We start from the raw sequence: 12,799 nt of genomic DNA, 5'->3' as shown, positions 1-12,799 counted from the left end.
TCAGATCAATCATCAGAGGAATTTCGGCATGACATCGACAGACCCGGCCGGCTGGATCGGCAGCGGCGAGCGCCGGGCGGACGCCCTGGACCCCGGCCATGCGGCGCGCATCGCCGCCACGCTGGGCGCTCCCGCGCCCGCCGCCGGCGACCCCCTGCCGCCTTTGTGGCAGTGGGCGTTCTTTATCAGCACAGTCGCGGCCGACGGGTTGGGGACGGATGGGCATCCCGCCCGTGGCGGCTTCCTGCCGCCCGCGCACGACCGCAACCGGATGTGGGCCGGCGGCCGCGTCGAATTCCGCCAGCCGCTGCGCGTGGGCGTGCCGGCAGAACGGGTCTCGGTGGTGGCCGACGTCAAGGAAAAGGCCGGCCGCACCGGCGCGCTGCTGTTCGTGACGGTGCGCCACGAGTACCGCCAGGACGGCGAGGTGGCCATTCTCGAAGAGCAGGACATCGTCTATCGCCAGCCCTCGCCGCCCAAGCTCACCGGCGCCGAGCCGGCGCCGCAGGCGCAGTGGCGCGACACCATCGAGCCGTCGTCGGTGCTGCTGTTCCGCTACTCGGCCGTGACCTTCAACGGCCACCGCATTCATTACGACCATCCCTACGTCACCGGCACCGAAGGCTATCCGGGCCTGGTGGTGCACGGCCCGCTGATCGCCACCGAGATGGTCGCCGCGTTCCTGCGCGCCCATCCCGGCGCGCGCCCCACGCACCTGTCGTACCGTGGCCTGCGGCCACTGATTTCGCCCACGCCCTTCCAGGTGGCCGGCCGCCTCGACGAACCGGGCCTGGCCCGGCTCTGGGCCGAGCAGGACGGCACGCTGGCCCACCAGGCCGAACTGAGGTTCACCGCATGAGCACGCCAGCCCCCCGCCCGCTGGACGGCATTACCGTCGTCAGCCTCGAACACGCCATCGCCGCCCCGTTCTGCACCCGCCAACTGGCGGACATGGGCGCGCGCGTCATCAAGATCGAACGCCCCGGCGCGGGCGACTTCGCCCGCGGCTACGACGAGCGCGTGCGGGGCCTGTCGTCGCACTTCGTCTGGACCAACCGCTCCAAGGAAAGCCTGACGCTGGACCTCAAGCGCGACGAGGCCGGCGACATCATGGAACGCCTGCTGCAACAGGCCGACGTGCTGGTGCAGAACCTGGCGCCGGGCGCCGCGGCGCGCCTGGGCCTGTCGTTCGAGGCCCTGCACGCCCGCTTCCCGCGCCTGATCGTCTGCGACATCTCCGGCTATGGCGAAGGCGGCCCCTACCAGGACAAGAAGGCCTACGACCTGCTGATCCAGAGCGAAAGCGGCTTCCTGTCGGTCACCGGCACGGCCGACGACCCGGTCAAGGCGGGCTGCTCCATCGCCGACATCTCGGCCGGCATGTACGCCTATTCCGCCATCCTCAACGCGCTGCTGCTGCGCCAGAAGACAGGCCAGGGCAGCCGCCTGGACGTCTCCATGCTCGAAAGCATGGTCGAGTGGATGGGCTTTCCGATGTACTACGCGTTCGAGGGCGCCAAGCCGCCGGTGCGCGCCGGCGCGGCCCACGCCTCGATCTACCCGTACGGCCCGTTCCCCACCGGCGACGGCAACACCATCATGCTGGGCCTGCAGAACGAACGCGAATGGCGCGTGTTCTGCGCCCAGGTGCTGCGCCAGGCCGAGTTGGCCGAGGACCCGCGCTTTGCCACCAACTCGCTGCGCACTGCCAACCGCGAAGCCTTGCGCGCGCTGATCGTGGCGGCCTTCGCCGACCTCAGCGTGCAGCAGGTCACCAACCGACTCGAAGACGCGCAGATCGCCAATGCCCGCGTCAATGACATGGCCGGTGTCTGGGCCCACCCGCAATTGCGGGCGCGCGACCGCTGGAGCCAGGTCGACAGCCCGGCCGGCACGCTGCCGGCGCTGCTGCCGCCGGCTAGCAGCAATGCCTTCGCGCCGCGCATGGCGGCGGTGCCCGCCGTGGGCGAGAATACGGATGCGGTGCTAGCATCGTTGGGATACGCGCCCGAACAGGTGGCGCAATTCCATGCTTCGGAGGTGGTGTGATGCATTCCGTCGTTCGTACCGCGCTGTTCGTGCCGGCCTCCCGTCCCGATCGCATCCCCAAGGCCCTGGCCAGCGGCGCCGACGCCGTCATCGTCGACCTGGAAGACGCGGTCGAACACCTGGCCAAGGCCTCGGCGCGCGAGGCGCTCTGTGATTTCCTCGGCACGCAGCCGCAGGCGCGCGTGTGGGTGCGGATCAACGACGCCTCCACCTCGTGGCACGACGACGACCTCAAGGCCTGCCGCGGCAAGCCGGCGGTGGCCGGCATCCTGCTGCCCAAGGCCGAGAGCCTGGCGCAGGTGCGCCACGTCGCGCAGGCCGGGCTGCCGGTCATTCCCATCCTGGAAACCGCGCGCGGCATCCTCAACGCCGCCGAGGTCGCCGACACGCCCGGCGTGGCGCGGCTGGCCTTCGGCAGCCTCGACTACGGCCTGGACCTGGGCCTGGCGCCGGACACCGCCGGCGCCGAAACGGTCCTGGACCACGCCCGCGTGCAGGTGCTGCTGCAGACCCGCTCGGCCGGGCTGGCGCCGGCGCTGGACGGCGTATTCCCTGGCGTCCAGGACCAGGCTGGCCTGTCCGCCGCCGCGGCGCGCGCGCAGCAGATGGGCTTTGGCGGCATGCTGTGCATCCATCCGGCACAGGTGCCGGCGATCCACGCCGCCTTCGCGCCCGATCCGGCCGAGCTGGCCTGGGCTCGCCGCGTGGTCCAGGCGCACCGCGACAAGGCCGCCGGCACCTTCATGCTGGACGGCGCCATGGTCGATGCGCCCGTCATCAGCCGCGCCCGCCGCGTGCTGGCGCAGGCGGGGGAGGCCGCCGGCGGCTGACCCGTCCGGCGCTGGCCGGCCTACAATCCGGCAACCCCTTTTCGCGGACGGTCTCATGAGTGCAGCGCTTTTCATCGGGCATACCTATATCGACGTCACCGTGCTGGCCGACGAGTGGCCCACCGGCGACGAGAAAAGCGTGGCGCGCGACTACGCCGTGTCATTCGGCGGCAATGCCGTCACCGCGGCCTTCGCCTGCGGCCAGCTCGGTACGAAGCCCGACCTGATCTGCTCGCTGGCGCCGGACTGGCTGGGCCATATGTACACCGACATGGCGGCCGCGCACGGCGTCACGCTGCACGGGCGCCAGGTGCGGCGCTCGTCGCTGTCGTTCATCATGCCCAACCATGGCAAGCGCGCCATCGTGCGGGCGCGCGACGCGGACTATCTGAACGACTTCCCGCGCCTGGACGTCAGCGGCTATCGCGCGCTGCACCTGGACGGCCACCAGCCCGACGCCGCGCTGCACTACGCGCGCGCCTGCCGCCAGGCCGGCATCCTGACCTCGCTCGATGGCGGCGGCGTGCGCGAAAACACCGACGAATTGCTGCGCCACATCGACGTGGCGGTGTGTGCCGAGCGCATGTGCGAACAGCTGGGCCTGTCGCCGCACGGATTGCTGGACCTGCTCAAGCAGCGCGGCTGCCGCATCGGCGCGGTGACGCTGGGCGAGCGCGGCATGCTCTGGTACGACGAAACCGGCGCGGTCGACACGCTGCCGTCGCTGGACGTGCCGGCCGAGCGCATCATCGATACCTCCGGCGCGGGCGATGTGTTCCACGGCGCCTATGTCTGGTCTTACCTGAACCGGCCCGAGCTGGCCTGGAAAGAGCACTTCACCTTCGCCCGCGCCGCCTCGGCGCACAAGATTCAGCACCTGGGCAACGAGGCTGGCCTGCCCGCCGTGGACGACGTCGAGCGCGCCATGCTGGCGTTCGCGCCCAAGGCCTAGCGCGGCAAAAAAGACAGGGGGGCGGGCCGCGCCGTCCGGCGCGGTTCAGGCCAGGCGTTCGATCGGTTGGTCGGTGAGGTCGCCGAGCCAGGCGTCGATGCCGCGCCCGGCCAGTGTCAGCGCCGGCGCCAGGTCGCGCAGCGGGCGCAGCACGAAGGCGCGCAGCCGCATGCGCGGATGCGGCAGTGTCAGGCGCTCGTGCGCCAGCGTGGTGTCGCCGTGCAGCAGCAGATCCAGGTCGAGCGTGCGCGGCGCGTTGCGGTAGGGCCGCTCGCGGCCGTGGCGCAGCTCCAGCGCCTGCAGCTGGTCCAGCAGAGCCAGCGGCGCCAGCGTGGTGTCCAGGGCCGCGACCGCGTTGACGAAGTCCGGGCCGCTGGCATCCACCGGCGCGGTGCGGTAGAACGGCGAGGCCGTCACCGCCAGGATGCCGTCGGTGGCGGCCAGTTCGGCCAGCACCGCGCGCAGCGTGGCCGCGCTGTCGCCCAGGTTGGCGCCCAGCCCGATATAGGCGCGCACGGGGGCGGCCATGGCCTTATTCGGCGCTGCCGGCATTGCCGCCGCCACCGCCCGCGCTGCGGGAGGGCGAGCGGCGGCGCGGGCGGCGCTTGCGCGCGGCCGGCGCCGGGCCATCGCCGGCCTCGCGCGGCAGGCGCGAGATTTCCTCGATCATGTCGGCGCGGGTGGCGTCGTCGGCATTGGCCAGGTCCATCCACCACTGCGCCAGCACGCTGTCGAACTCGCCGGCGGCGGCGCGCAGTTGCAGGAAGTCGCAGGCGGCGCGAAAGCGCGGCTGCTCGATCATGCGGAAAATGGTCTTGCCCATGCGGCGCTCGAAGCGCGGCTGCATGAACCAGATCTCGCGCATGTCGGACGAGAAACGGCGCTGGATCGCCAGCTTCTCGGTTTGCTCGTCGAGCACCGAATCGGCGGCCTGCGACAGCGCCGGGATGGTGTGCTCGCCCTGGGCGCGCAACTGCTTCCAGCGCACCTCCACCTGCTGCCACAGCAGCGCGGCGAACAGAAAGCTGGGGCTGATGGTCTTGCCGGCGCGCACGCGGGCGTCGGTGCGTTCCAGCGCCAGCTCCACGAAGTGCTCGCCGCCCGGCTGTTCCAGCACCACGTCCAGCAGCGGCAGCAGGCCGTTGTGCAGGCCGTCGGCGCGCAGTTGGCGCAGGCAGTCCATCGCGTGGCCGCAGGTCAGCAGCTTGAGCATCTCGTCGAACAGGCGCGAGGCCGGCACGTTCTCGATCAGGTCGGCCATGGTGCGGATCGGCTGGCGCGTGGCCGGATCCAGGGTGCCGTTGAGCTTGGCGGCAAAGCGCACCGCGCGCAGCATGCGCACCGGGTCTTCGCGATAGCGCTTGGCCGGATCGCCGATCATGCGGATCTGGCGCTTCTTCAGGTCGGCCACGCCGTCGTGGAAGTCGATCACTTCCTCGTTGTGCGGGTCGTAGTACAGCGCGTTCATGGTGAAGTCGCGGCGCGCCGCGTCTTCCTCGTGGGTGCCGAACACGTTGTCGCGCAGGATGCGGCCGTGCGCGTCGGTTTCCTGGTCTTCCGAGGCAGGCGCGCGGAAGGTGGAGGTCTCGATGATTTCCTGGCCGAACACCACGTGCACCAGCTGGAAGCGGCGGCCGATGATGCGGGCGCGGCGGAACAGCGGGCGGATCTGCTCGGGCGTGGCGTTGGTGGCCACGTCGAAGTCCTTGGGTTCCAGGCCGACGATCAGGTCGCGCACCGCGCCACCCACGATATAGGCTTCATAGCCGTGCTGGCGCAGCACTTCGCACACCTTGATGGCATGGCGCGAGACATTGCGGCGGTCGATGCCGTGCTTGTCGCGTCCGATGCGCAAGGGCCCCCGGGCTGCCGGCGCGAACAGTCGGCCGACGAATTTTTTTATGGTTTCGGTGATCATTTAGGACTTGGCATCAATGACGTGGTCGAACAGGTCGATCACTTGCCAGCCCCGTTCCATGGCGATGGCGCGCAGGCTGGGGCTGGGGTTGGCGGCGATCGGGCGGGTCACCTTTTCGAGCAGCGGGACATCGTTGACCGAATCGCTATAGAAAAACGATTCGGGGAAATCCGCAAGCCCCAGGCCCATGGCGGCCAGCCAATCGTTCACGCGCACCACCTTGCCTTCCTTGAAGCTGGGGGTGCCGAGAATGCGGCCGGTATAGCGGCCGCGCTGGACTTCGGCGTCGGTGGCCACCAGGTGGGGGATGCCGAAGGCGCGGGCAATGGGGGCGGTGACGAAGCTGTTGGTGGCGGTGACCACGGCGCACAGGTCACCGGCCGCCAGGTGCGATTCCACCAGCTCGCGCGCGGCGGGCGTGATCGACGGCCGGATGACTTCGGCCATGAAGTCTTCGTGCCAGGCCGCCAGCTCGAACGGCGCGTGCGCGGCCAGCAGGCCCAGCATGAACTCGGCGGCCTGCTCGGCGGTGAGTTCGCCGCGGTTGTAGCGGTCCATCAGGTCGTCGTTGCGGCGGCGGGCCTCGTCGGGATCACCGGCGCGGCCGGTGCGTGCCAGGTAGTCGGCCCATTGGTAGTCGCTGTCCAGCGGCAACAGGGTGTGATCCAGGTCGAACAGGGCGAGACGTCGGGAGGTCATGTGCGTTGTGAATCAGGGTCTGCGAGCATGGCGCGCAGCAGGGGCAGGGTGATGGGACGGCCAGTGGCCAGGGAATAGCGGTCCAGCGCGTCCAGCAACGCCGCCAGCTTGCGGATGTCGCGCTCGTGGTGCGTCAACATCCAGTTGATGATTTCGGGCGCCAGGTGCAGGCCGCGCTCGGCCGCTTGCGCGGCCAGCGCCGCCAGCTTGTCGGCGTCGGACAATGGGTCCAGGCGGAACACCAGGTCCCAGCCCAGCCGGGTGCGCAGGTCTTCGCGCAGCGGCATCGACAGCGGCGAGCGGTCGCCAGCGACGGCCAGCGCGAAGGCGCGGCCGGTGGCGGCGGATTCGCGCCAGCGGTTGTACAGGGCAAACAGGCCCGCCTGGCGGTGGTCGTCCATGCGGTGCACGTCGTCCACGGCCACGAACTTGGGCATGGGCGACTTGGAATCGGCTTCGGCCAGCACGCGCAGGATGTTGGCGCTGTTGGCCGCTTCGATATAGACGGCGTCGGGGCGCGCGGTCAGCGCGCGCAGCAGGTGGCTGCGGCCGCAGCCCGCCGCGCCCCAGATATACAGCGCGCGGCCGGGAGCGAGCGTGCGCACGGCTGCCAGCGCCTCTCCGTTGGGACCGGCGATGTAGTTGTTCAGCGAAGGCGCTGGCGCGGGAAGAACGTCGAGCAGCAGCTGGCGGTTCATGAGAGGTTATCGATCAGGCGGGGCATGGCTGGGGGGCGAACCCATGGCCGGCGGCGGCGTTGCCCGCCAGAAGCTGGCAAAATCACTATCGGCCAACCCTACACTTTAAACCACCCGGGGCGCCGGTGTCGCGTCCCAGCCCATTGCCTGGCTTGGGTTTGCGCCAAAATGGCGCCGCGCCGGGCCGGGGCCGTCCCGCCCGCCGCGGACGGCTTTCGCCGGCCGCCGGCCTGGACCGGGCCGCAACATCGTAAAATGCAGGGCGTTCCACCCCAATTCCCAGCAATTGTTACATATCCCACGGCATTTCTCATGACGAATCAACCCAAAGCTCCCCTGACCTACCGTGACGCCGGTGTCGACATCGACGCGGGCGACGCCCTGGTCGACCGTATCAAACCGCTTGCGGCGCGCACCATGCGCCCCGGGGTGCTGGCCGGTATCGGCGGCTTTGGCGGCCTGTTCGAAGTGCCCAAGCACTACAAGGAACCCGTGCTGGTCTCGGGCACCGACGGCGTCGGCACCAAGCTGCGCCTGGCGTTCGACTGGAACCGCCACGACACCGTCGGCATCGACCTGGTGGCGATGAGCGTCAACGACATCCTGGTGCAGGGCGCCGAGCCGCTGTTCTTTCTGGATTACTTCGGTTGCGGCAAGCTTTCGGTGGACACGGCGGCGGCGGTGGTGGGTGGCATCGCCAAGGGCTGCGAACTGTCGGGCTGCGCCCTGATCGGCGGTGAAACCGCCGAGATGCCGGGCATGTACCCGGACGGCGAATACGACCTGGCCGGGTTCGCGGTGGGCGCGGTCGAGAAGTCGGCCATCATCGACGGCAAGTCGATCAAGGTCGGCGACGTGGTGCTGGGCCTGGCGTCCAGCGGCGCGCACTCGAACGGCTATTCGCTGCTGCGCAAGATCCTGGAACGCGCCGGCGCCAAGCCCGACGACGACTTCCACGGCCAGCCGCTGGTCGACGTGGTCATGGCCCCGACCCGCATCTACGTCAAGCAGGTGCTGGCCGCGCTGGCCAAGCACGGCACCGCCATCAAGGGCCTGGCCCACATCACCGGCGGCGGCCTGCTCGACAACGTGCCGCGCATCCTGCAGGACGGCCTGTCGGCCCGCCTGCGGCGCGATAGCTGGGAAATGCCCAAGCTGTTCCAGTGGCTGCAGGAACAGGGCGGCGTCGAGGACACCGAGATGTACCGCGTCTTCAACTGCGGCATCGGTATGGTGCTGGTGGTGGACCCGGCCCAGGCCGACGCCATCGCCGCCACGCTGCGCGAGCAGGGCGAAACCGTCAGCAAGCTGGGCGAGATCGTCGCCCAGACCGAAGGCATGCCGCAGACCGTGGTGGTCTGAGCCGGCAAGGCCGCATGACAAGACCCGCCCTGGTGGCGGGTTTTTTACTTTCGCGGTTAGAAGAATTTCACCCGCCCCGCGTCCTCGCGGAATTCTTCCCCCGTATCCAGATCCGTGCGCCACAGGGTGTCGTGAACGGACAGAAAGCCACGCATATCCTGGTTGGCGGCTCGCGCGTCGCGCCACGCCGCCTGGAACCAGGCGAGGTATGTCTGCGTCATTTTTTCGCGCAGTTCATCGCAAAAATCATCGTCCTCGTTATCCATGGCTTCAGTCAACGCGGCGTCGACATCCGGCGGAATCAACGGCAGCGGCAACGTCAGCGGCAGGCCCCGCCCACAGTAGCCGGAACGCGTGTTCAATGGAATCGCGACGGGCGCGAACGACTCCCAGTCGTACTCGAAGTGAATGGCGTCCACGGCTTCCTTGGAAACGCCCGGATTCAGCGTGAACGGGCGCTCCTGAAGCAACCGCCGGATTTCGCTGATCAAGGCTTTGTCTTGCGTGCGCAGCATGGCGGCAAAAGACGGGTGTGCTTCGTTGATGTCCATCCGTTCAGTATCCAGGGATCCATGGCCGCCGCGGGCGGCCGGTTGCGATGCGAGGCCGGGCCCGAAGGCGGGCATCCACTTGCGTCAGGGCGCGTCGGCCAGCGCCACGGCCATCGCGTCGATGGTCTGCGCCACCGCGTCGGCCGCCAGGCAGTCGACGATGATGCGCTCGGGCTGCGCCCGCAGCCAGGTGATCTGGCGCTTGGCCAGTTGGCGGGTCGCGGCGATGCCTTGCTCGCGGGCCTCGTCCAGGCGGACCTCGCCATCCAGGTGGGCCCACATCTGGCGGTAGCCCACGCAGCGCACCGACGGCAGGCCGGGGTGCAGGTCGGCGCGCGCGTGCAGGCCGCGCACCTCGTCCAGCAGGCCGTTGCTCAGCATGGCGTCAAAGCGCTGTTCGATGCGCGCGTGCAGCGCGGCGCGGTCGGAGGGTTCGAGGCTGATGGTCAGGTAACGGTCGGCGCCGTCATCGGGCGGCCGTTGGCCGCGGCTGAGCAGGGCGGACATGGGCCGGCCCGACAACTGGCAGATTTCCAGCGCGCGCTGGATGCGCTGGCTGTCGTTGGGCGCCAGCCGCGCCGCCGTGACAGGGTCCAGCACGGCCAATTCGGCGTGCAGCGCCGGCCAGCCGTCGCGGGCGGCGCGGGCTTCCAGCTCGGCGCGCAGCGCGGGGTCGGCCTGCGGCAGGTCGTCCAGGCCGTCGCGCAGCGCCTTGTAGTACATCATGGTGCCGCCGGCCAGAAGCGGAATGCGGCCGCGCGCGCGGATCTCGGCAATCAGGCGCAGGGCGTCGGCGCGGAATTCGGCGGCCGAATACGACTGCGCCGGGTCCCGGATATCAAGCAGGTGCTGAGGCACCTGCGCTTGTTCGGCCAGTGACGGCTTGGCGGTGCCGATGTCCATGCCGCGATAGATCGTGGCGGAATCGACGTTGACGATCTCCAGCGGCCAGCGTTCGGCCAGCGCCAGGGTGGACGCGCTCTTGCCGGCGGCGGTGGGGCCGGCCAGGCAGATGACGAGCGGGGAGGTGGGCCTGGACAACGTCTATTGCCCGCGCAGGAACAGCTTGTCCAGGTCGGACACCGACCATTGCACCCAAGTGGGCCGGCCGTGGTTGCACTGGTCGGCGCGTTCGGTGGCTTCCATCTGCCGCAGCAGACCGTTCATCTCTTCGATCGTGAGCTTGCGGTTGGCGCGCACTGAGCCGTGGCAGGCCATGGTCGACAGCAGCTCGTTGCGCTGTTCGGTCAGCAAACGCGACACGCCCACGCCGGCCAGATCGCGCAGCACGGCGCGGGCCAGTGTCTCGATATCGCCGCGCGCCAGGATGGCGGGTACCGAACGCACCGCGATCGACGTTGGGCCGGACGGGCGCATCTGGAAGCCGAGGTCTTCCAGCTGTTCCTGGAATTCCTCGACCACCGCCACGTCTTTTTCCTGGGCGTGGAACACCACCGGCACCAGCAGGTCCTGGCGCGGCAGGCTGCGCGCGTCCAGCGCCTGCTTGAGCTGTTCGTAGACCACCCGCTCGTGGGCGGCGTGCATGTCCACCAGCACCATGCCGCGGCGGTTCTGCGCCAGGATGTAGATGCCGTGCAGTTGGCCCAGCGCCATGCCGAGCGGGTGTTCCTCGTCGGCCGGCAGCGTCGGCGCCGGCGAGGCCAGGGGCGTTGGCGTGGCCGCATCGCGCAGCGGCTCGACGCGCGATGCGGTGTCGTCGTTCAGCGGGCGGTACAGCGATTGCCAGTCGGCGGCGGGAATGCCGGCCGGCTCCGCGTGCAGACGGAACGGCACTTGCGTGTGCGGGCGTTGCGGTGTCGGGGAGGGCCGCAGGCCGTAGCCGGGCGCGGCGCTCTGGCCGGCGCCGTGGTGGCCGGGGCGGGGCGCGGGCGCGTCGGCCAGCGCGGACGCGGGCAGTCCGCCGGACGCAACCGGGGATGACGGCGACACGGTCTCGAATTCATCGTCGTCGCGTGCGCTCGCGGCCGGCGCCACCGCCGATGAGCCGCCGGTCTGCGCCAGCGTCTGGCTGACCGCATGATTGACGAAGCGGTGCACGGCGCCGCTGTCGCGGAAGCGCACCTCGTGCTTGGCCGGGTGCACGTTGACGTCGACCGCGCCCGGGTCGATGTCCAGGAACAGCACGTAGGCCGGCTGGCGGTCGCCGTGCAGCACGTCGGCGTAGGCGGCGCGCAGCGCGTGGCTGACGGTGCGGTCGCGCACGTAGCGGCCGTTGACATATAGGTACTGCCGATCGGCGCGGGCGCGCGCCGCGGTGGGGCGGGTGATCATGCCGGCCAGGCTGACCGTGCCGACACTGTGCGACAGCAGCAGGCCATGCTCGGCAAATTCCGCGCCCAGCACGTCGCGGATGCGCTGCGGCGGCTCGGCCGGCAGCCATTGACGCTGCGCGCGGTCGTGGTGGAACAGGCGGAAGGCGATCTGCGGATGCGCCAGCGCGATGCGCTCCATGGCATCGACGCAGTGCCCGAATTCGGTGGCTTCCGAGCGCAGGAACTTGCGCCGCGCCGGCACCGCGTCGAACAACTGGCGCACGTCCACCGTGGTGCCCGGCGGGCCCGAGGCGGGGCTGACCTGCATGTTGCCGGCCTGGATCTGCCAGGCGTGTTCGCCGTCGCGCGTGCGCGAGATGATCGACACCTGCGCCACCGAAGCGATCGAGGCCAGGGCTTCGCCGCGGAACCCCATCGACGCGACCGATTCCAGTTCGCGCAGGTCGCGGATCTTGCTGGTGGCATGGCGCGCCAGCGCCAGCGGCAGTTCTTCCGGGGGGATGCCGCCGCCGTCGTCGGTCACGGCGATGCGGCGGATGCCGCCACCCTCCAGGCGCACCTCAATCGCGCGGGCACCCGCGTCGATGGCGTTCTCGAGGATTTCCTTGAGCACCGAGGCGGGTCTCTCGATCACCTCGCCCGCGGCGATCTGGCTGATCAGCAGATCGGGCAGCGCAAGAATGGAGCGGCGTTCTGTCATGAGGGATTCCGGTGTAGCTACAAGGATGATTTTAGCCTCTTGACCCGGTGGGCTATAGTCGTTGCCTGATTCCCCTTCCGCCTCCAGGGACGTATTGATGCTTGATTTTTTCCAAATGGTGCTCCACATCGACCAGACCCTCGGGGTCTGGGTCCAGCAGTACGGCGTGTGGGTCTATCTGGTGCTGTTCCTGATCGTTTTCGCGGAAACCGGGCTGGTGGTGCTGCCGTTCCTGCCGGGCGATTCGTTGCTGTTCATCGCCGGCGCCTTCGGCGCCACGGGCAGCCTGGACCCGGTGCTGCTGGCGGCGTTGCTGATCGTGGCCGCCATCACCGGCAACAGCGTGAACTACGCCATCGGCCGCTATATCGGCCCGCGCGTGTTCTCGATGAACCTGCGCTTTCTGGACCGTGGTGCGCTGATGCGCACGCATGCGTTCTACGAGAAGCACGGCGGCAAGACCATCGTCATGTCGCGCTTCATCCCGGTGGTGCGCACGTTCGCGCCGTTCGTGGCCGGCGTGGCCGGCATGCCGCTGTCGCGTTTCCAGCTGTTCAACATTCTGGGCGCGCTGCTGTGGGTGGTGAGCCTGGTGGCGGCGGGGTATTTCTTCGGCAACATTCCGCTGGTCAAGGAACACCTGAACACCATTGTGCTGATCGGCCTGGGCGCGGCCATCGTGCCGGTGGTTGGCGCGGCGTTGTTCAAGCTGCTGCGCGCGCGCCGGGGCGGCTAGCGGCGCCGCT

At 69.5% G+C, this 12,799-nt stretch carries 13 protein-coding genes; 6 read left to right on the top strand and 7 right to left on the bottom strand.

Translation table 11 applies throughout. The features are described from left to right. The first annotated feature begins 28 nt into the window (after positions 1-28). Genes K2W61_RS03585 through K2W61_RS03570 form a run of 4 tightly spaced genes read left to right on the top strand, consistent with a single transcriptional unit; the run spans position 29 to position 3,831 of the window. Positions 29-859: an HTD2 family dehydratase gene (locus K2W61_RS03585; RefSeq protein WP_236755061.1), complete on the top strand. Its 831-nt coding sequence runs from the start codon at positions 29-31 to the stop codon at positions 857-859. Beyond that, entirely contained in the window at positions 856-2,049 is a 1,194-nt protein-coding gene (locus K2W61_RS03580; protein WP_175131155.1) for a CaiB/BaiF CoA transferase family protein, read from the top strand. Before K2W61_RS03585 ends, K2W61_RS03580 begins: the two co-directional genes overlap by 4 nt. After that, a complete protein-coding gene (locus K2W61_RS03575) occupies positions 2,046-2,879 on the top strand; it encodes an HpcH/HpaI aldolase/citrate lyase family protein (RefSeq protein ID WP_236755060.1) in 834 nt (277 codons plus the stop codon). The genes K2W61_RS03580 and K2W61_RS03575 overlap by 4 nt, the downstream gene beginning before the upstream one ends. 55 nt (positions 2,880-2,934) lie before the next feature. After that, a complete protein-coding gene (locus K2W61_RS03570; protein ID WP_175131157.1) occupies positions 2,935-3,831 on the top strand; it encodes a sugar kinase in 897 nt (298 codons plus the stop codon). Between the two features lie 45 nt (positions 3,832-3,876). Here K2W61_RS03570 and K2W61_RS03565 read toward each other — a convergent pair whose 3' ends face one another. From K2W61_RS03565 to hda, 4 genes are read right to left on the bottom strand one after another with little or no spacing between them, the layout of a single operon-like run. Further along, positions 3,877-4,359: a 2-amino-4-hydroxy-6-hydroxymethyldihydropteridine diphosphokinase gene (locus K2W61_RS03565; protein WP_236755059.1), complete on the bottom strand. Its 483-nt coding sequence runs from the start codon at positions 4,357-4,359 to the stop codon at positions 3,877-3,879. Positions 4,360-4,363: 4 nt separating this feature from the next. Continuing rightward, on the bottom strand, positions 4,364-5,749 hold the full coding sequence (gene pcnB, locus K2W61_RS03560; protein WP_175131159.1) for a polynucleotide adenylyltransferase PcnB: 1,386 nt from the start codon (positions 5,747-5,749) through the stop codon (positions 4,364-4,366). Beyond that, positions 5,750-6,448, bottom strand: coding sequence for an HAD family hydrolase (locus tag K2W61_RS03555; protein ID WP_175131160.1), 699 nt, complete (start codon positions 6,446-6,448; stop codon positions 5,750-5,752). Then, complete coding sequence (gene hda, locus K2W61_RS03550; RefSeq protein ID WP_175131161.1) at positions 6,445-7,146, bottom strand: DnaA regulatory inactivator Hda; 702 nt, start codon at positions 7,144-7,146, stop codon at positions 6,445-6,447. The genes K2W61_RS03555 and hda overlap by 4 nt, the downstream gene beginning before the upstream one ends. 312 nt (positions 7,147-7,458) lie before the next feature. On the opposite strand from hda, the gene purM reads away from it, so the two are divergent. Beyond that, positions 7,459-8,508 (top strand): phosphoribosylformylglycinamidine cyclo-ligase, encoded by a 1,050-nt coding sequence (gene purM, locus K2W61_RS03545; RefSeq protein WP_175131162.1) that lies wholly within the window; start codon positions 7,459-7,461, stop codon positions 8,506-8,508. A 56-nt stretch (positions 8,509-8,564) separates the two neighbouring features. Here the strand turns inward: purM and K2W61_RS03540 are convergent, their stop codons facing one another. From K2W61_RS03540 to mutL, 3 genes are all read right to left on the bottom strand, one after another. Then, positions 8,565-9,059 (bottom strand): hypothetical protein, encoded by a 495-nt coding sequence (locus tag K2W61_RS03540; RefSeq protein WP_175131163.1) that lies wholly within the window; start codon positions 9,057-9,059, stop codon positions 8,565-8,567. 84 nt (positions 9,060-9,143) lie between these two features. Further along, positions 9,144-10,100: a tRNA (adenosine(37)-N6)-dimethylallyltransferase MiaA gene (gene miaA / locus K2W61_RS03535; protein ID WP_175131164.1), complete on the bottom strand. Its 957-nt coding sequence runs from the start codon at positions 10,098-10,100 to the stop codon at positions 9,144-9,146. A gap of 3 nt (positions 10,101-10,103) precedes the next feature. After that, complete coding sequence (gene mutL / locus K2W61_RS03530; RefSeq protein ID WP_236755058.1) at positions 10,104-12,053, bottom strand: DNA mismatch repair endonuclease MutL; 1,950 nt, start codon at positions 12,051-12,053, stop codon at positions 10,104-10,106. Between the two features lie 97 nt (positions 12,054-12,150). Here mutL and K2W61_RS03525 point away from each other — a divergent pair, with 97 nt between their 5' ends. Then, positions 12,151-12,789 carry a VTT domain-containing protein gene (locus K2W61_RS03525; protein ID WP_175131166.1) on the top strand — a complete coding sequence of 213 codons (639 nt, stop codon included), beginning with the start codon at positions 12,151-12,153 and terminating at the stop codon, positions 12,787-12,789. Positions 12,790-12,799 lie beyond the last annotated feature (10 nt).

Origin of the sequence: Achromobacter pulmonis, assembly GCF_021733725.1 — a bacterium.
Lineage (GTDB): Bacteria > Pseudomonadota > Gammaproteobacteria > Burkholderiales > Burkholderiaceae_B > Achromobacter > Achromobacter pulmonis.
Note: the sequence above shows the minus strand (reverse complement) of the source record. Positions and strands in the feature narration are given on the sequence as shown.